This window comes from Streptomyces boetiae (genome assembly GCF_031845405.1).
In the GTDB taxonomy this organism is placed as follows: Bacteria; Actinomycetota; Actinomycetes; order Streptomycetales; family Streptomycetaceae; genus Streptomyces; species Streptomyces boetiae.
On record NZ_JAVREN010000009.1, the window covers coordinates 1 to 17,668 of the forward strand.

A 17,668-nucleotide genomic window follows, 5' to 3' on the forward strand; every position below is an offset into this window, starting at 1 on the left:
CGCGCCGACGCGCTCGGGCCGGACGCGGCCGCCGGGGCCGTCGGCGGCGGCCAGGCGGAAGGCGGGGCGGGCGGCGGGGCCCGGGCGGCGAGGAGCGCGGCGGGCGCGGGCCGGGGCCTGCCGGGGGGCGGGGCGGGCGGCGGGCCGGGCGCGGGGGAGGGTGCGGGCCGTCCCCGGCGGGGCGGCGGTGCGGCCTTCGGTGGTCATGGCCGGCTGAACTCCCTCGCGTCCGGGACGGGTTCGGGTCCCCCGGGTCTCCGCGGACCCGCCTCTTCCCCGCCGCGCCCGGCCAGCATCTCGGCGTACAGGCCGAGGCAGGCGGCGGCCGTGCGCCGCACGTCGTGGGAGCGGCGGGCATGGGCGGCGGCGGCGCGGCCCAGGGCGGCGCGGCGGGCGGGGTCCAGCAGCAGGGCCGCGAGGGCGTCGGCCAGCGCGTCGGGGTCGCCGGGCGGGACCAGGCAGTGCGGGGCCTGGCCCTCGGGCAGGGTCTCGCGGGCGCCGCCGACGTCGGTGAGGACGACGGGGCGGCCCACGGCCATGGCCTCCAGCGGGGCCAGGGCCATCCCCTCCCAGCGGGAGGGGAGGACGACGGCGTCGGCGGCGGCGTACCAGGGGCCGGCGTCCTCGGTGTGCCCGGCCAGCAGCACGTCGGGGCCCGCGACGGCGCCCAGCCCGGGGCGTTCGGGACCGTCGCCGACCAGCGCCAGGCGGGCGCCGGGGACGCGGGCGGCCACCCGGGGCCAGGCGCGCAGCAGCACGTCCTGGCCCTTCTGGCGGGTGAGGCGGCCGACGCAGACGACGAGGGGGGCGCGCTGGGGGAGGCCGTGCACGGTGGCCAGGGCGGCGCGGGCGCCGCGGCGGGCGACGCCGTCGGCCTCGGGGTAGCGCTCCAGGTCCACGCCGTTGGGGATGACGGACCAGCGGGCGGACAGGCCGGCGGCCTCGCCGCGGGCCCGCTCGGCTTCGCTGACGCACAGGACGCGGCCCGCCCAGCGGGCGGCGCGGCGCTCCCAGGCGGCGGCGAGGCGGGCGGCGGGGCCGGTGAGGGCCTCGAACGACCAGGCGTGCGGCTGGAACACGGTGGGCATCCGCCCGCGCAGGGCCAGCCGCCCGGCCAGCCCGGCTTTGGAGCTGTGCAGATGAACGACCTCGGGGCCGGCCCGGCGCAGGAGGCGGCCGGCGTAGGCGGCCTCCCAGGGCAGGTTCGGCCCCGGGCCGCGCTCCGCGAGCCAGACGCGCACCTCGGCCCCGGCCGCCGCGGCGGCCCGGGGGAGCTCACCGCCGGGCGGGCACGCGATCACCACGCGCATTCCGGCGCGCGTCTGGGCGCGCACGAGATCGATGACCACCCTGGCCACCCCGCCGTCCACCGGCTGAACCAGGTGCACAACGGATTCCGGGACGCGTCGCCGCAGGTCACAGGGCATGACTCAGCCTCCAGGCCACCTCAGGGGCAGGCGCTGAAAACCATGACAGAAACCAAATCCGAAATCACGTAAACCCGCAGACCGCACCGCACCGGCGAAATCCTATGATCTCCCGATCTTGCGATTTCCCGACGATCAGCTCATCGAATCAACGACCGTCGCGCAGGACGCCCGCCGCCCGGGCCGCCGCCAGCCACTGCGGGAATTCGGCCGTCAGCCGGTCGTACAGCTCCCGGTCGCTCATCTCCCCCGGCACGAGCCCGGCCGCGAAGAAGCCCGCGTTGTCCACCACCCGCCGCTCCGGCACCGGCAGCTCGTCCAGCCGCCGCAGAAAGGAGAACTGCCGGTCCTCCGGGTCCCCGAACCCGATGAACTGCCAGAACACCGGCAGCCCGGCCGCCTCGCACAGCACCCGCTCCGCCGCCGCCCGCGAGGTCGGCCCGCCGTCCGTCTGGAAGACCACGAACGCCGGCCCCTCCGGCGCGGAGTCGGCGATGTGCGTCAGCACCGCCTCCATCGCCAGGTGGTAGTTGGTGCGGCCCATGTGCCCCAGCGAGGCGTGCAGCTCCTCGATCCGCCCCTCGTGCCGCTCCAGCGACAGCTCGGCGACCCCGTCCACACCGGTGGAGAAGAAGACCACCGGCACCACCCCGTCGTCGTCCAGGTGCGCCGACAGCGCCAGCACCCTCTCCGCGAGCCGCTGCACGGTCCCGTCCCGGTAGAACGGCCGCATCGAGCCCGACCGGTCCAGCACCAGGTACACGGCCGCCCGCTCCCCGGCCAGCCCCCGCTTCTCCAGCGACACCCGCGCCGACTCGTAGGACCCGGCCACGGCCTCCCCCGCCACGGCCCGCACCTTCTCGAAGCTGATCGCGCCGCCCATCCCGCCCCGCCCTCCCGGCCCCCTCTGTGAGCCCTTTCACAGCCCGACAACAAGAAAGACCCCTGTCTCAACAGGGGTCTTGTCTGGTGCGCGAGGGGGGAGTTGAACCCCCACGCCCTTTCGGGCACTGGAACCTGAATCCAGCGCGTCTGCCTATTCCGCCACCCGCGCATGGGTGTCGCCGGAGAGCCCCCCGACCTTGGACCGGCCGGTCCGGCGGGGTGCTGCCGACACCGAGAAGGCTAACACGGCCCGGAGGGTGCCCTCATCCGCCTTCCGGCGGGGGCCCTCGCCCCGTCCCCGCAGTCCCTCCGCATTCCCTCCCCACATGCGCGACACTGTTCCAAGCCCCCCCTACCATCCGGGGGAGGAAGGGCGCCCTGAGGGGAACCACCTGATCGTCCCGTACGTGGATACGATCAGTGAGCAGTACCACTTCGGCCGCGCACCGCGATACGCACCCGCAACACGGAGAAGGAGGTGCACATGGGAGTACTGAAGCGCTTCGAGCAGCGGCTGGAGGGCCTCGTCAACGGCACCTTCGCCAAGGTCTTCAAGTCCGAGGTCCAGCCGGTGGAGATCGCCGGCGCTCTCCAGCGCGAGTGCGACAACAACGCCACCATCTGGAACCGCGACCGCACCGTCGTGCCCAACGACTTCATCGTCGAGCTGAGCGGCAACGACTTCCAGCGCCTGTCCCCCTACGCCGAGCAGCTCGGCGAGGAGCTGGCCGGCATGGTGCGCGAATACGCCAAGCAGCAGCGTTACACCTTCCTCGGCGACATCCGGGTCCACCTGGAGAAGGCCGAGTCCCTCGACACCGGCCTGTACCGCGTGCGCAGCCGCACTCTTTCCGCCTCGACATCCGCCTCGACGTCCGCGTCCGCCGCCCCCCCGGCCGGACCGCCGCCGGGCGCCCCCCAGCCCCCCGCCGGGTACCCCGCGCGCCCCGCCGGCCCCCCGCCGGGCGCGCCCGCCCGCCGCCCCGAGCCGGCCGCCGGAGGGTACGGCCGCCCCGGCGCCGGCTACGGCCGCACCCGCCGCTGGGTGGAGATCAACGGCACCCGGCACCAGATCTCGCGGCCGAGCATGGTCATCGGCCGCAGCACCGAGGCCGACGTGCGGATCGACGACCCCGGGGTCTCCCGCAGGCACTGCGAGATCCAGGCGACCGAGCCCGCCACCGTCAGGGACCTCGGCTCCACCAACGGGATCGTGGTGGACGGGCAGCACACCAAACGCGCTACGCTCCGCGACGGCTCACGGATCATCGTGGGCAGCACCACCGTCATCTACCGGCAAGCCGAAGGGTAAGCGGGGGGCAATGTCAGAACTGACCCTGACGGTCATGAGACTGGGGTTCCTGGCCGTGCTGTGGCTGTTCGTCATCGTGGCCGTCCAGGTGATCCGCAGCGACCTCTTCGGCACCCGGGTCACCCAGCGCGCCGCCGCCCGCCGCCCCGAGCCGGGCGCCCAGCAGCGCCGCCCGCAGCAGCCCCCGCCGCGCGGGCGCCAGCGCCGCGGCGGCCCCACCAAGCTCGTGATCACCGAGGGTTCGCTCGCCGGAACCACTGTCGCACTCCAGGGCCAGACCATTACGCTCGGCCGGGCGCACGACTCGACCATCGTGCTGGACGACGACTACGCCTCCGGCCGCCACGCCCGGATCTACCCCGACCGGGACGGCCAGTGGATCGTCGAGGACCTCGGGTCGACCAACGGCACCTACCTGGACCGGGGCCGCCTGACCGCCCCGGTGCCCATCCCGCCCGGCACGCCGATCCGCATCGGCAAGACGGTCATCGAGTTGCGGAAGTAGGCCCGACACCATGACGACCGGAGGGTGGGACAGGCGAGCATGAGCCTGACACTGAGATTCGCCGCCGGATCCCACACCGGCAATGTGCGCGACCACAACGAGGACTCCGGCTACGCCGGCCCGCGCCTGCTCGCCGTCGCCGACGGCATGGGCGGCCAGGCCGCCGGCGAGGTCGCCAGCTCCGAGGTGATCTCCACCCTCGTGCAGCTCGACGACGACATTCCCGGCTCGGACATCCTGACCTCCCTCGACCAGTACGTGCAGCGGGCCAACGAGAAGCTGCGCCTGATGGTCTCCGAGGACCCGCGCCTGGACGGCATGGGCACCACCCTGACCGCCCTGCTGTGGACCGGCCAGCGCCTCGGCCTGGTCCACGTCGGGGACTCCCGCGCCTACCTGCTGCGCGGCGGCGAGCTGGTGCAGATCACCCAGGATCACACCTGGGTCCAGCGGCTGGTGGACGAGGGCCGGATCACCGAGGAGGAGGCCACCACCCACCCGCAGCGCTCGCTGCTGATGCGGGCCCTGGGCAGCGCCGACCACATCGAGACCGACCGGTCCATCCGCGAGGTCCGCCCCGGTGACCGGTACCTGCTGTGCTCCGACGGGCTCTCCGGCGTCGTCAGCCAGGACACCCTGCGCGAGACCCTGGGCGCCTTCGCCTCCCCCGAGGAGACCGTCGCCCAGCTCATCGAGCTGGCCCTGCGCGGCGGCGGCCCGGACAACATCACCTGCATCGTCGCGGACGTCCTCGACGTGGACTCGCAGGAGAGCGGCGCCCTGGCCCTCCAGTCCGACAATCCGCAGATCGTCGGCGCCGTCGCGGAGAACCAGATCCAGCGCTCCGGCAGCCCCGCCCAGGCAACGCCCGCCTCGCGCGCCGCCGAGCTGGGCCGCCCGCCCGGCGACCCGGCCGCCTCCGGGCCCACCACCGGCGTCTTCCGGACGTTCGACGAGGACGACTACCTGCCGCCCGAGGTCCCCCGGCGCCGCCGCGCCCTGCGCCGCACCCTGCTGATCGCGCTCTCGCTGGCCGTCCTCGGCGGCGGCCTCTACGCGGGGTACCGCTGGACCCAGACCCAGTACTTCGTCGCCGCCAACGGCGACCACGTCGCGCTCTACCGGGGCATCAGCCAGGACCTCGGCCCCGTCGGCCTCAGCAGCCTGGAGGCCGACCACCCCGACATCCTGCTGAACCTCCTCCCCGAGCACCAGCGCAACGAGGTGCGCGACTCCATCGCCGCCGGGAGCCTGGGCGAGGCCGAGCGCCGCGTGGCCGAGCTGGCCGAGCAGGCCGAGGCGTGCCGGCTGCGCGAGGCCCAGGAGGCCGAGGACGCGCGGGGCGGGCAGCCCGAGCAGCCCGAGCAGGGCGAGCCCAACCAGCCGAACCAGCCGAACGCCCCCGAAGGCGAGGACGACAAGGGCGGCGAGAACCCCGGAGCCGGAGACGAGGCCGCCGAGGCGCCGACGATGACGGAACGCCAGCGCGAACTCGCCGCCCGTTGCCCCCAGGGATGACCCGCCGATGAGCAGCCCCAACACGACCGTCTCGACCGTCGGCCCGCCCAGCCGCCGGAACACCGAGCTGGCGATGCTCGTCTTCGCCGTCCTCATCCCGGTGCTGGCCTACGCCAACGTCGGCCTGGCGCGCGAGGAGGAGCTGCCCGCCGGGATGCTCGGCTACGGCCTGGGCCTGGGCGCGCTGGCCGGGGTCACGCACCTGGTGGTGCGCCGGTGGGCGCCCTACGCCGACCCGCTGCTGCTGCCCATCGCCACCCTGCTCAACGGCCTGGGCCTGGTGCTCATCTGGCGCCTTGACCAGGAGCCCACCATCACCACGGACCGCCTCGGCGGGGCGCTGGCCGACGACCAGCTGATCTTCTCGGCCGGCGGCGTGGTGCTGTGCCTGGCCGTGCTGATCTTCCTGAAGGACCACCGCATCCTCCAGCGCTACACCTATATCTCCATGGTGGTCGCGCTGATCCTGCTGGCCCTGCCGATCTTCGTGGGCACCGAGATCAACGGCGCGCGGATCTGGGTGCGGCTGCCGGGCCTGGGCTCGGTCCAGCCGGCCGAGTTCGCCAAGCTGATCATCGCGGTCTTCTTCGCCGGGTACCTGATGGTCAAGCGCGACGCCCTCGCGCTGGCCAGCCGCCGCGTGATGGGCCTGTACCTGCCGCGCGGCCGGGACCTGGGCCCGATCCTGGTGATCTGGGCGGTCAGCCTGCTCATCCTGATCTTCGAGACCGACCTGGGCACCTCGCTGCTGTTCTTCGGCGTCTTCGTGGTGATGCTCTACGTGGCCACCGAGCGGACCAGCTGGATCGTCTTCGGCCTGCTGCTGTCCGCCTCCGGCGCGGTGTTCGTCGCCTCCACCAACGCCCACGTCGGCACCCGCGTGGACAACTGGCTCGACCCGCTGGCCACCCAGGACGGCAACGTCACCGAGTCCGCGCAGGTGATGTACGCCTTCGGCTCGGGCGGCCTGTTCGGCTCCGGGCTCGGCCAGGGCTTCTCCCGGCTGATCGGCGGCATCGGCGCCAAGAGCGACTACATTCTCGCCACCGTCGGCGAGGAGCTGGGCCTGGCCGGGATCATGGCCGTTCTGCTGCTGTACGCCCTGCTGATCGAGCGCGGGATGCGGACGGCGCTGGCCGCGCGGGACCCCTTCGGCAAGCTGCTGGCGGTCGGCCTGACCGGCATCTTCGCGATCCAGGTCTTCGTGGTGGCCGGCGGCGTCACCGGCCTGATCCCGCTGACCGGCATGACCATGCCGTTCCTCGCCCAGGGCGGCTCCTCCGTCATCGCCAACTGGGCGCTTATCGCGCTCCTACTGCGGATCAGCGACACTGCGCGCAGGCCCGCGCCGGCCCCGGCGCCCTCCCCCGACGCAGAGATGACTCAGGTGGTCCGAGCGTGAACAAGCCCATGCGCAGGGTGGCCGTGTTCTGCGGCCTGCTCATCCTCGCCCTGCTGATCCGCGTCAACTGGGTCCAGTTCGTGCAGGCCGACGAACTCCAGGCCGACACGAACAACCGCCGGGTGGCCATCGAGCGGTTCGCGCACCCGCGCGGCGACATCATCGTCGAGGGCGAGGCCATCACCGGCTCCGAGGAGACCGAGGGTTCGGACTTCCGCTACCGCCGGACGTTCACCGACGGGGAGCTGTGGGCCCCCGTCACCGGCTTCTCCTCGCAGGCGTTCGGAACCAGCATGCTGGAGGGCGTGGAGAACGACATCCTCAGCGGCGACGACGACCGCCTGTTCTTCAACAACACCATCGACATGTTCACCGGCGAGGACCAGCGCGGCGGGAACGTCGTCACCACCCTCAACTCCGCGGCCCAGCGCGCCGCCTTCGAGGGCCTGGGCGACGCCCAGGGCGCGGTGGCCGCGATCGACCCGCGCACCGGCGCGATCCTGGCCCTGGTCTCCACCCCCTCCTACGACCCCAACTCCTTCGCGGGCAACAGCCAGGACGACGCGGAGGCCCGCGCGGCTCTGCTGGAGGACCCCGACCGCCCGATGATCAACCGGGCGCTGCGCGAGACGTACCCCCCCGGCTCGACGTTCAAGGTGGTCACCGCGGCCGCGGCCCTGGAGAACGACCTGGTGGACGACGTGGACGAGCGGACCGACTACGACGACCCCTACATCCTCCCGGACACCGCCGGCCGCGAGCTGACCAACCAGGTCCCCAACGTCTGCGAGGACGCCACCCTCCGCGACGCCCTGCGGTACTCGTGCAACAGCGTCTTCGCCGGCATCAGCAACGACCTGGGCAACGAGACGATGATCGACGTGGCGGAGTCCTTCGGCTTCAACGAGGAGCACTTCACCCCCGTCCGCGTCGAGGCCAGCGTCTACCCCGAGGACAACCGCCCGCAGAACGCCCAGGCCGGCATCGGCCAGGCCTCCAACCGGGCCACCCCCCTCCAGATGGCGATGGTCGCCGCCGCGGTGGCGAACGACGGCCGCCTGATGCGCCCGTACATGGTGGACCAGCTCGTCGCGCCGAACCTCAACGTCATCGAGCAGCACGAGCCCGAGGAGCTGGGCCGCCCGCTCTCCCCGGAGAACGCCCAGCTCCTCCAGGACGCGATGGAGACGGTCGTGGAGGAGGGCCCGCCGCAGGCGGCCCAGATCGACGGCGTCCGGGTCGGCGGCAAGACCGGCACCGCCCAGCGCGGCGAGGAGAACTCGGAGAACCCCTTCGCGTGGTTCATCTCCTACGCCCTGACCGACGAGGGCTCGCCCGTGGCCGTGGCCGTGGTCATCGAGGACGCCGGGGTGGAGCGCGACGAGATCTCCGGCAGCAACCTGGCGGCACCCATCGCGCACGACGTCATGCAGGCCGTGCTCGACAGCGAGAGCACCGACTGACGCCGGCGCGGGCGCACCGGGCCGAGCGCTGTGGAACCCGCCACAGCCACGTCCCGTGCCGCGCCCCCGGCAACCGGCCCGGCCCGCCCCTGCGTCCCTTTCCGAAGCGGCATCGCGCCGCTCCCCGGCAGGGGATACCGGTTGGATATCGTCCGACCACCGCCGCCCGGCGGCCCGCCCGCGGCGGGTACGGTAAGCCAGGGCCCGGCCCCGTCCGCCCACCGTGGTCACGGGGGCCAGGGTCCGGGACCGAACGGAGAGGGCTGGAAACATGGAAGAGCCGCGTCGCCTCGGCGGGCGGTACGAACTCGGCCAGGTGCTCGGCCGCGGCGGCATGGCCGAGGTCTATCTCGCCCACGACACCCGGCTCGGGCGCACCGTGGCCGTCAAGACCCTCCGCGCCGACCTGGCCCGCGACCCCACGTTCCAGGCCCGCTTCCGCCGCGAGGCCCAGTCCGCGGCGTCCCTGAACCACCCGGCCATCGTCGCCGTCTACGACACCGGCGAGGACTACGTCGACGGCATCTCCATCCCCTACATCGTGATGGAGTACGTCGACGGCTCCACCCTCCGCGAGCTGCTGCACTCCGGCCGCAAGCTGCTGCCCGAGCGGGCGATGGAGATGTGCATCGGCATCCTCCAGGCCCTGGAGTACTCGCACCGCAACGGCATCGTCCACCGCGACATCAAGCCGGCCAACGTCATGCTGACCCGGACCGGCCAGGTCAAGGTGATGGACTTCGGCATCGCCCGCGCCATGGGCGACTCCGGCATGACCATGACGCAGACGGCCGCCGTGATCGGCACCGCCCAGTACCTCTCCCCGGAGCAGGCCAAGGGCGAGGCGGTGGACTCCCGCTCCGACCTGTACTCCACCGGCTGCCTGCTGTACGAGCTGCTGACCGTGCGCCCGCCCTTCGTGGGCGACTCGCCGGTCGCCGTGGCGTACCAGCACGTCCGCGAGGAGCCGCAGCCGCCGAGCGTCTACGACCCGGAGATCAGCCCGGACACCGACGCCATCGTGCTGAAGGCCCTGGTCAAGGACCCGGACTACCGGTACCAGAGCGCCGACGAGATGCGGGCCGACATCGAGGCCGCCCTCGACGGCCGCCCGGTCTCCGCCGCGGCCGGGCTGGGCGCCGCGGCCTACGCCTACGACGACCGGCCGACCACGGCCCTGCGCGCCGCCGACCCGGCGACCGCGATGCTCCCGCCGGTCACCGACCCCGACCGCAACGGCTACGACGACGGGTACGACGACTACGGACCCGACCGCGGCCGGCGCAACCGCAACACCTCCACCGTGCTGCTGGTGATCGCCGGCGTGCTGGTGCTCATCGGCGCGATCTTCATCGGCCGCGCCCTGTTCGCCAGCGACCCGCCGAGCGATCCGCTGACCGTGCCCGAGGACATCGTCGGCCAGACCGAGGAAGAGGCCACCCGGACGCTGCGCAACGCGGGCTTCAACCCCGCCGTGGGCGACCCGCGCTCCTGCGAGGAGGAGGAGGGCACCGTCTGCACCACCGACCCGGAGCCGGGCAGCGACGTGGAGCGCGGCGCCACGGTCACGCTCTTCCTCTCCACCGGGCCCGAGGAGACGGAGGTCCCGGACGTCGTCGGCGACGACTACGAGGACGCCGAGCGGGAGCTGGAGGAGGCGGGCTTCGAGGTCGACCGGGAGACCGAGGCCACCTCGGAGGAGGACCCCGGCACCGTGCTGGACCAGGACCCCGAGGGCGGCACCTCGCTGGCCCGGGGCGAGACGGTGACCCTGACGGTCGCCGAGGAGCCCGAGGGCGAGGAGGTGCCCGACGTGGTCGGCGACCAGCTGGAGCAGGCGCGCGCCGAGCTGGAGGGCGCCGGGTTCGCGGTCACCGTGGTGAATCAGACGGATGCCTCCCGCCCCGCGAACGAGGTCATCCGGCAGTCCCCGGGCGCCGGGGAGCGCGTCGAGCCCAACAGCGTGATCGAGCTGACGGTGGCGGTCTCGCCCGAGCCGCAGCAGGTCACCATCCCCAACGACCTGATCGGCCAGCCGCTCTCCAGCGCCCGGCAGCGCCTGGAGGGCCTGGGCCTGACCGTCACGGTCAGCGGCCCCGACACCCCGACGGCCATCGTCAGCGGTGTCAACCCGGCCGGCGGCTCCCAGGTGACCACCGACACGCCCGTCACCGTCAGCACCCAGGAGCTGGGCGGCATCATCGGCGGCGGCGACGGCGGCGCCGACGCCGGGGGTGGCAACAACGGCGGCGGGGACAACGGCGGCGGCAACGGAGGGAACGACGACGGCGGAGGCTTCGGCGGCATCTTCGGCTAGGGCCTGAGGGGCCCGGCCACCGGCGGCGCCCCGTCGCCGGTGGCCGGGCGGCGCTCTCCCCGCGGGCATGTCGCACACCCCCGCCCCCGCGGCCCAACGGTCCGCGGGGGCGGCTTCGCTGGGCCGCGAGCGGGATCGTCGCGGGCGGCGCTCTCCCGGCCCCGGCCCGCCGAGTCGCCGCGGCAGCGCGCGGGGCGAGCCGCCGTGCGGCCCGCCCCGGTGCGGAAGACTCCCCGCCGGGCCCGGTCGAGGGCCCGGCGGCTGTCAGTCCAGGACGCCCTCCTCCGCCGCCTCGGTGGCGCCGGCCGGGGCGGGCTCCATCAGCCACTCCGGCCCGCTCTGGGCGTTCCACCACCGCCAGGCGGCGAACGCCCCGCCCGCGACGATCCCGAAGAGCATCAGGCGCTTGGCCTTCCGCCCGCCCCGCTCCCGGCGCCTCCGGCGCTTGACCGCCGTGCGGATATCCCCGGGGGTGACGTCGCCGCGCAGCGCGGCCAGCGCCGCCTGCGAGCGGACGGCCGCCTCCTGTCCGGCGGGCCCGGCCGCCGCCCGCGCGCGCTCCACGCGCGGCGCGACCTGGCTGACGTATCCCTCGCGCGCCCGCACCGCCGCCCGGCGGGCGCGGGGCGCGAGGTAGGACTGCGCCTGGTGCGCGTAGCGCTCGGCGTTCTCCTTGGCCGACACGGCGTACGGCACCATGACGTCCGTCGCGTGCCGCACCCCCGACTTCCCGTTGTGGCTCACGGACCGCTCCTTCGTACGTTGTTGGATACCTTGCTGATACCTATGACTCGTCCCTTTTATGGGACTTTGGGGCCTGTATTGGTGTCATCATCCTGCTGTCGCGCCCCTTCGTCTCGCCGAGTCCCGCGTCCGGGGGCGCGCGAAACGGCCAACCGGGGGCACGGCCGCTCCTCCGGTCGTGGCAGGATCGGGGACCGTCACAGACGCAGACGGAAGGTAGATCGTGGCCGAGCAGCTCTACGCCACCCTGAAGACCAACCGCGGGGACATCGAGGTCCGGCTCTTCCCGAACCACGCGCCCAAGACGGTCAAGAACTTCGTCGAGCTCGCGGAGGGCTCCCGCGAGTGGACCCACCCGGAGACGGGCGAGCGTTCCGCCGCCAAGCTGTACGACGGCACGGTCTTCCACCGGGTCATCAGCGGCTTCATGATCCAGGGCGGCGACCCCCTGGGGAACGGCACCGGCGGTCCGGGGTACAAGTTCGAGGACGAGATCCACCCGGACCTCGCCTTCACCCGCCCCTACCTGCTGGCGATGGCCAACGCGGGCCCGGGGACGAACGGCTCGCAGTTCTTCATCACGGTGGCCCCGACCACCTGGCTGACGGGTAAGCACACCATCTTCGGCGAGGTGGCCTCGCCCGCCGGGCAGCAGGTGGTGGACGCCATCGCCACCACCGCGACCGACGGCCGCACCGACCGGCCGGTGGAGGACGTGGTGATCGAGTCGGTCACCATCGAGAAGCGCGAGGGCTGACCCCGCCCGGTTCCCCGGCGGCTCCCGCCGGGGAACCATTCCGGCCCGCTGTCCGTAGGACCGTAGGACCAAGGGCCGGAGAAAGCCCGGGAGGACGCGAAGGGACGCGAAGGAACGCATGGCGCAGCCGCACGGACAGCCGCCCCCGCAGGGGCTGGCCCGCTGCTACCGGCACCCGGACCGCGAGACGGGCATCCGCTGCACGCGCTGCGAGCGGCCCATCTGCCCCGCCTGCATGATCGCGGCACCCGTGGGTTATCAGTGCCCCTCCTGCGTGGCGGGCGGGGGCCCGGGCGGCGGCCCCCCGGCGCGCGCGGCCCGGCCGCGTACCCTGGCCGGCGGCGTGGTCGCGGCCGACCCCCGGATGGTGACCGGCATCCTGCTGGGTCTGAACCTCGCGGTCTTCCTGGCCGTGCTCGTGGTCGGCGACCGCCTGGTCACCGACCTGGGGATGCTCGGCCGCTCCCTCGACACCCGGACCTACGCAATCGTCGGCGTGGCCGAGGGCGAGTGGTACCGGATGCTCACCTCGGCCTTCCTGCACCAGCAGCCGTGGCACCTGGCGTTCAACATGCTGGGGCTGTGGTTCCTCGGCCCGCCCCTGGAGGCGGCGCTCGGCCGGGTGCGTTTCCTGGCGCTCTACCTGCTCTCGGCGCTGGCCGGCAGCGCGCTGTCCTACGTGCTGGCCGAGCCCAACGTCCTCTCGCTCGGCGCCTCGGGGGCGATCTTCGGCCTCTTCGGGGCGACCGCCGTGCTGATGCGCCGCAGCCGGCAGGACATGCGGCCGATCCTGGTGCTCCTCGCGGTCAACCTGGTGATCACCTTCGTGTGGCCGGACATCGCCTGGCAGGCCCACATAGGCGGCCTCGTGGCGGGCGGCGTGATCGCCCTGGCCATGGTGAACGCCCCGCGCCGGGGGCGGGTGGCGGTGCAGGCCGGGACCTGCGCGGCCGTGGCGCTGGCCATCGTCATCGCCTGCGCGGTGCGGACCGCCGAGCTGCTGGGCTGAGCGCTCCCGGGCCGCGGAAGCCCCCGGGGGACGGCGGGCGCCATGCGGGGGACCGCACAGTTATCCACAGGACGGGCCGGCCATCCACAGCCCGTGCGGGGGCCCGTGCGCGGGGTGAACGGCCCGCGCGGGACCGCCGCGAGCGCCTTTCCGCAGGCGAACAGGGGTGCGGGGGCGGGGAACGCCGGTGCGGGTGCCCCGGTCTCCGGCCGGTTATCCACAGATCTTGTGATGTTCCGGCGAGCTGTGGATAACTCGTCCGGGGCGCGCGGGACGGGCCGCGCGCGCTACTTCCACTGGGTGGAGACGACGAACCCCGCGCCGATGAAGCCGAAGCCGACCAGAATGTTCCACGCGCCGAGGGACTCCACGGGCATCTCGGTCTGCGTGATGTAGTACAGGACGATCCAGGCCAGCCCGATGGCGAACAGCGCCAGCATCACCGGCGCCACCCAGCGCCGGCCGCCACTCATGTCGATCTTGGTGGCCTGCCGGGAGGGCGGCGTGTAGGTGTCGTCCTTCTTCTTCCTGATGCGGGACTTCGGCACGGAGATTCTCCTGTCGGTGCGCTGCCTGATCGCGCCGCACAGCGCGTTGCCTAGGGGACTCGTCGGTTAGCGTAGTCCGTCAGCCGCCGGGAAAGGAGACCAGGGGCGGAATCACACGCGTCCCCTGGGGCCCGTCACACCCGCGTCGTACGCTTGGGACACACGGCATCACACAAGGGGGTAGACCGAAGCCATGTACGGGTGGATCTGGCGGCACCTTCCGGGGAACTGGCCGGTGCGGGCGCTGATCTCACTGGCGCTGGTCGTCGGCGCGGTCTACCTGCTCTTCGAGTACGTCTTCCCCTGGGCCGAGCCCCTGCTGCCGTTCAACAACGTGACGGTCGACGACAACGGAGAAGGAGCCGGCTCATGACGCGTCCCCGCATCCTGGTCGTCGACAACTACGACAGCTTTGTCTACAACCTGGTCCAGTACCTCTACCAGCTCGGCGCCGAGTGCGAGGTCGAGCGCAACGACGCGGTGGACGTGGGCCGGGTGGACGACCGCGAGTTCGACGGGGTGCTGATCTCCCCCGGCCCCGGCACCCCCCAGGGCGCGGGCCTCAGCATCGAGGTGGTCCAGCAGTGCGCGGAGACCCGCACGCCGGTCTTCGGCGTCTGCCTCGGCATGCAGGCCATGGCCGTCGCCTTCGGCGGGACGGTCGGCCGCGCGCCCGAGCTGCTGCACGGCAAGACCTCGGACATCGAGCACACCGGCGCCGGCGTCTTCGACGGGCTCCCCTCGCCGCTGACCGTCACGCGGTACCACTCGCTGGCCGCCGAGGAGACGACGCTGCCGCGGGAGCTGGAGGTGACGGCCCGCGCCGGGGAGGTGGTGATGGCCCTGCGCCACCGCGAGCTGCCGGTGGAGGGCGTGCAGTTCCACCCCGAGTCGGTGCTCACCCGGGGCGGCCACCGGATGCTGGCCAACTGGCTGGCGGTCTGCGGCGACGCGGGCGCGGTCGGCCGTTCCCACGGCCTGGCCCCCGTGGTGGGCCGCACCGGCCGCCTGGAGCCCGCGGCGTGACCACCCGGCGCCCGGACGGCTCGTGGGACGAGCCGTATCACGACCCGGGCGCATATGTCCCCATACCAGACCCCCTGACCGACCCCCTCCCCCCCGAGAACGACTGGTCCCCCTACACGGCCCCCCACCCCGGCGGGGGCTACCCGCCCGCCACGGCGGGGTACGCGGAGCCCACGGTCGCCATCCCCGTCACGGGCCCGGACGGCTACGCCCCGGCCCCGGGCGCCGGCGGCTATGCGGACCCCACGGTCGCGATGCCGGCCCTCGGCGCGGGCCACCGCGACGCGGGCGGCTACCCCCCGGCCCCGGGCGTTCCCGGCCACGCCGACCCCACGGTCGCGGTGCCGGCCCTCGGTGCGAGCGGCTACGCCGCAGAACCCGCGGGCGCGGGTGTGCCGCCCGGAGCGCACGGCAACGACATCGCCGCGCCCGGCGCAGGCCGCCGCCGCACGAGCGGCTACGCCGGGGGGCCCGCGCCCGGGGTTCGCCGCGACGCGGGCAACGACATCGCCGCCCCCGGCACGGGCCGCCGCCGCGCGAGCGGCAACGCCGATGCGACCGTCGCCGTACCCGCCGTGGGCAACGCCGCGGGCCCGGGCCGCCGCCGGGCTTCGGAGGGCACCGCGGCAGTGGGATACTCCGCGAACCCGGCCGCCGGCGACACGGGCGCTCCAGCCCGCATGGGCCGCCGCCGCGCGGCGGAGACCGCCGCCGACCCCACCCTCGCCATGCCCACCACCGGCACGGGCCGCCGCCGCGCGGGCAACGAGGCCCCCGGCGGGGGGCGTCGCCGGGCGGGCGGGGGCGCGCCGCCCGACCCGGGCGCGCCCGGGGCCGGGCCGGGCCGCCGCCGCGCGGCCCCCGCCGCCGCCCCCACCCGCGCCTGGCCCCCCCCCGGCCCGGGCGGCCGCCGCGCCGCCGCGGCCGCCACCGCGGCCGCGCCCCCCGGCGCGGGCGGGCGGGCCGCGCGGCGGCGGGCCGCCGCCGGGCAGGGGGCGCGGCTGCGGCCGGCCGCCGGGACCGGACGGCGGCGGGCGAACGGCGCCCCCAGGGCCCCCGCCGGGGAGGACCGCGACGAGCCGACGACCCCGCTGGCCACCGTCGACCCCGCCGCGCTGGCCCGCCGCCGCGCCGCCCGCGAGGCAGCCGCCGACGAGCCCCAGGAGACCGGCGGCCGCGCCGCCCGCCGCCGCGCGGCGAAGGCCGCCGCCAAGGCGGCCAAGCAGACCGGCACCGCCATCAGCAACGTCATCGGCGAGCTGTTCATCACCACCGGCGCCCTGCTGCTCCTCTTCGTCGTCTACCAGCTCTGGTGGACCAACGTGGAGGCCCGCGCCCACGCCAACGGCGAGGTGGACCGCCTCCAGGAAAGCTGGCAGGACGAGGAGGGCGCCGACGACCCCGCCCGCGACCCGGGAACCTTCCAGCCGGGCCAGGGCTTCGCCGTCCTCTACCTGCCCACCCTGGACGTCGTCGTCCCCATCGCCGAGACCGTGGACCCCGGAAGCGTGCTGGACAACGGCATGGTCGGCCACTACACCGAGTCCGACCGCCTGCCCACCGCGATGCCCTGGGACGAGGAGGGCAACGTCGGCCTGGCCGGGCACCGCAACACCCACGGCGAGCCCTTCCGGTACATCAACCGGCTCCAGCCCGGCGACCCGATCGTCATCGAGACCCAGGACACCTTCTACACCTACGAGATGACCAGCCGCCTGGACCAGACCCCGCCGTCCAACACCTCGGTGCTCGACCCGGTGCCCGAGCAGAGCGGGTTCACCGAGCCCGGCCGGTACCTCACACTCACCACCTGCACGCCGGAATTCACGTCGACCTACCGCCTGATCGTCTGGGGGCAGATGATGGAAGAGCGTCCGCGGAGCGAAGGGAGGCCGGATGCCCTCGTCAACTGAGGAAGACATCCCTGAGGTGACCGCCGGCCCCGAGGCCGCGCCCCGGCGCAGCCACCGCGCGCCGAAGCCCGCCGGACGCGCCCGCCGCCGTGTCGCCGCCGTCCTGGGCGTGATCGGCGAGCTGCTGATCACCGGCGGCGTGCTGCTCGGCCTCTTCGTCGCCTACTCCCTGTGGTGGACGAACGTCGTGGCCAACCGCGAGGCCGAGCGCGACAGCACCACCGTCCGGGAGAGCTGGGCCCGCTCCGACGACGACGGCGACGACGCCACCCCGCCCCCGGAGTTCGACCCCGCCGACGGCATCGGCTTCCTCCACGTCCCCTCGATGTCCGACCACGACATCCTGGTCAAGGAGGGCACCGGCCTCGACGTCCTCAACGGCGGCGTCGCGGGGTACTACGAGACCCCCGTCGAGTCCGCGATGCCCTGGGACGAGGAGGGGAACTTCACCCTCGCCGCCCACCGCGACGGCCACGGCGCGCGGTTCCACAACATCCACCGCATCGAGCAGGGCGACCCGATCGTCTTCGAGACCGAGAACACCTGGTACGTCTACGAGGCGTTCGCGGTCCTCCCGGAGACCTCCCGCTACAACACCTCGGTCATCGAGGCGATCCCCGGCGACTCCGGCCGCACCGAGGCCGGGCAGTACATCACCCTCACCACCTGCACGCCCATCTACACCTCCCGGGACCGGTACATCGTCTGGGGCGAGCTGGTGCGCACCGAGCCGGTGGACGACCAGCGCACCCCGCCCGAGGAGCTGCTCGCCGCCGGCGGGTGAATCCGGGCGGGCCCGGCCCCCATCGTTCAGCCCCATCGTTCAGCCCCCACCGTTCAGC

The 17,668-nt window shown here is 74.0% G+C and carries 17 protein-coding genes and 1 tRNA gene; 12 read left to right on the plus strand and 6 right to left on the minus strand.

The window, feature by feature from the left end; translation table 11 throughout:
• The 4 genes from RM780_RS08440 to RM780_RS08455 all read right to left on the minus strand — a co-directional run.
• On the minus strand, positions 1-207 hold a 207-nt coding region (locus RM780_RS08440), incomplete at its 3' end, for a hypothetical protein (protein WP_311629934.1).
• Positions 204-1,427: a glycosyltransferase gene (locus tag RM780_RS08445; RefSeq protein WP_311629935.1), complete on the minus strand. Its 1,224-nt coding sequence runs from the start codon at positions 1,425-1,427 to the stop codon at positions 204-206. The genes RM780_RS08440 and RM780_RS08445, both read right to left, overlap by 4 nt.
• Before the next feature lie 148 nt (positions 1,428-1,575).
• The gene (locus tag RM780_RS08450; protein WP_311629936.1) at positions 1,576-2,310 is read right to left on the minus strand and encodes a vWA domain-containing protein; all 735 of its coding nucleotides are present in this window, start codon (positions 2,308-2,310) and stop codon (positions 1,576-1,578) included.
• 84 nt (positions 2,311-2,394) lie between these two features.
• A tRNA-Leu gene (locus tag RM780_RS08455) sits at positions 2,395-2,481 on the minus strand.
• 315 nt (positions 2,482-2,796) lie between these two features.
• Here RM780_RS08455 and RM780_RS08460 point away from each other — a divergent pair.
• The 6 genes from RM780_RS08460 (at position 2,797) to pknB (ending at position 10,829) form a co-directional block, all read left to right on the plus strand.
• Positions 2,797-3,624 (plus strand): DUF3662 and FHA domain-containing protein, encoded by an 828-nt coding sequence (locus RM780_RS08460; protein WP_311629937.1) that lies wholly within the window; start codon positions 2,797-2,799, stop codon positions 3,622-3,624.
• A 10-nt stretch (positions 3,625-3,634) separates the two neighbouring features.
• A complete protein-coding gene (locus tag RM780_RS08465) occupies positions 3,635-4,129 on the plus strand; it encodes an FHA domain-containing protein FhaB/FipA (RefSeq protein WP_311629938.1) in 495 nt (164 codons plus the stop codon).
• Positions 4,130-4,168: 39 nt separating this feature from the next.
• A complete protein-coding gene (locus RM780_RS08470) occupies positions 4,169-5,647 on the plus strand; it encodes a protein phosphatase 2C domain-containing protein (protein ID WP_311629939.1) in 1,479 nt (492 codons plus the stop codon).
• 7 nt (positions 5,648-5,654) lie between these two features.
• Positions 5,655-7,049 carry an FtsW/RodA/SpoVE family cell cycle protein gene (locus RM780_RS08475; RefSeq protein WP_311629940.1) on the plus strand — a complete coding sequence of 465 codons (1,395 nt, stop codon included), beginning with the start codon at positions 5,655-5,657 and terminating at the stop codon, positions 7,047-7,049.
• Positions 7,046-8,512 (plus strand): peptidoglycan D,D-transpeptidase FtsI family protein, encoded by a 1,467-nt coding sequence (locus tag RM780_RS08480; protein ID WP_311629941.1) that lies wholly within the window; start codon positions 7,046-7,048, stop codon positions 8,510-8,512. Before RM780_RS08475 ends, RM780_RS08480 begins: the two co-directional genes overlap by 4 nt.
• A 271-nt stretch (positions 8,513-8,783) precedes the next feature.
• Positions 8,784-10,829: a Stk1 family PASTA domain-containing Ser/Thr kinase gene (gene pknB, locus RM780_RS08485; RefSeq protein WP_311629942.1), complete on the plus strand. Its 2,046-nt coding sequence runs from the start codon at positions 8,784-8,786 to the stop codon at positions 10,827-10,829.
• Between the two features lie 264 nt (positions 10,830-11,093).
• Here the strand turns inward: pknB and RM780_RS08490 are convergent, their stop codons facing one another.
• Positions 11,094-11,573 carry a DUF5324 family protein gene (locus RM780_RS08490; RefSeq protein WP_311629943.1) on the minus strand — a complete coding sequence of 160 codons (480 nt, stop codon included), beginning with the start codon at positions 11,571-11,573 and terminating at the stop codon, positions 11,094-11,096.
• 223 nt (positions 11,574-11,796) lie between these two features.
• Between RM780_RS08490 and RM780_RS08495 the strand changes: the two genes are divergently transcribed.
• Together RM780_RS08495 and RM780_RS08500 are read left to right on the plus strand one after the other, a co-directional pair.
• Entirely contained in the window at positions 11,797-12,330 is a 534-nt protein-coding gene (locus RM780_RS08495; protein ID WP_311629944.1) for a peptidylprolyl isomerase, read from the plus strand.
• A gap of 118 nt (positions 12,331-12,448) precedes the next feature.
• Positions 12,449-13,339, plus strand: a complete 891-nt coding sequence (locus RM780_RS08500) for a rhomboid family intramembrane serine protease (protein WP_311629945.1) — start codon at positions 12,449-12,451, stop codon at positions 13,337-13,339.
• Between the two features lie 287 nt (positions 13,340-13,626).
• Here the strand turns inward: RM780_RS08500 and crgA are convergent, their stop codons facing one another.
• The gene (crgA, locus tag RM780_RS08505; RefSeq protein WP_311629946.1) at positions 13,627-13,887 is read right to left on the minus strand and encodes a cell division protein CrgA; all 261 of its coding nucleotides are present in this window, start codon (positions 13,885-13,887) and stop codon (positions 13,627-13,629) included.
• 193 nt (positions 13,888-14,080) lie between these two features.
• On the opposite strand from crgA, the gene RM780_RS08510 reads away from it, so the two are divergent.
• The 4 genes from RM780_RS08510 to RM780_RS08525 are packed head-to-tail and all read left to right on the plus strand — an operon-like array spanning position 14,081 to position 17,610.
• Positions 14,081-14,260 (plus strand): hypothetical protein, encoded by a 180-nt coding sequence (locus RM780_RS08510; protein WP_311629947.1) that lies wholly within the window; start codon positions 14,081-14,083, stop codon positions 14,258-14,260.
• Entirely contained in the window at positions 14,257-14,913 is a 657-nt protein-coding gene (locus RM780_RS08515) for an aminodeoxychorismate/anthranilate synthase component II (RefSeq protein WP_311629948.1), read from the plus strand. Before RM780_RS08510 ends, RM780_RS08515 begins: the two co-directional genes overlap by 4 nt.
• Positions 14,910-16,826, plus strand: a complete 1,917-nt coding sequence (locus RM780_RS08520) for a class E sortase (RefSeq protein ID WP_311629949.1) — start codon at positions 14,910-14,912, stop codon at positions 16,824-16,826. The genes RM780_RS08515 and RM780_RS08520 overlap by 4 nt, the downstream gene beginning before the upstream one ends.
• Complete coding sequence (locus tag RM780_RS08525; protein ID WP_311629950.1) at positions 16,810-17,610, plus strand: class E sortase; 801 nt, start codon at positions 16,810-16,812, stop codon at positions 17,608-17,610. The genes RM780_RS08520 and RM780_RS08525 overlap by 17 nt, the downstream gene beginning before the upstream one ends.
• The last annotated feature ends 58 nt before the right edge of the window (positions 17,611-17,668 follow it).

Excerpts from the sequence above, each read along its gene's own strand:
- RM780_RS08510 (WP_311629947.1), top strand. The coding sequence starts at position 14,081 with ATGTACGGGTGGATCTGGCGGCACCTTCCGGGGAACTGGCCGGTGCGG.
- RM780_RS08475 (WP_311629940.1), top strand. The coding sequence starts at position 5,655 with ATGAGCAGCCCCAACACGACCGTCTCGACCGTCGGCCCGCCCAGCCGC.
- RM780_RS08460 (WP_311629937.1), top strand. The coding sequence starts at position 2,797 with ATGGGAGTACTGAAGCGCTTCGAGCAGCGGCTGGAGGGCCTCGTCAAC.
- RM780_RS08500 (WP_311629945.1), top strand. The coding sequence starts at position 12,449 with ATGGCGCAGCCGCACGGACAGCCGCCCCCGCAGGGGCTGGCCCGCTGC.
- RM780_RS08515 (WP_311629948.1), top strand. The coding sequence starts at position 14,257 with ATGACGCGTCCCCGCATCCTGGTCGTCGACAACTACGACAGCTTTGTC.
- RM780_RS08470 (WP_311629939.1), top strand. The coding sequence starts at position 4,169 with ATGAGCCTGACACTGAGATTCGCCGCCGGATCCCACACCGGCAATGTG.
- RM780_RS08465 (WP_311629938.1), top strand. The coding sequence starts at position 3,635 with ATGTCAGAACTGACCCTGACGGTCATGAGACTGGGGTTCCTGGCCGTG.
- RM780_RS08450 (WP_311629936.1), bottom strand. The coding sequence starts at position 2,310 with ATGGGCGGCGCGATCAGCTTCGAGAAGGTGCGGGCCGTGGCGGGGGAG.
- RM780_RS08445 (WP_311629935.1), bottom strand. The coding sequence starts at position 1,427 with ATGCCCTGTGACCTGCGGCGACGCGTCCCGGAATCCGTTGTGCACCTG.
- RM780_RS08525 (WP_311629950.1), top strand. The coding sequence starts at position 16,810 with ATGCCCTCGTCAACTGAGGAAGACATCCCTGAGGTGACCGCCGGCCCC.
- pknB (WP_311629942.1), top strand. The coding sequence starts at position 8,784 with ATGGAAGAGCCGCGTCGCCTCGGCGGGCGGTACGAACTCGGCCAGGTG.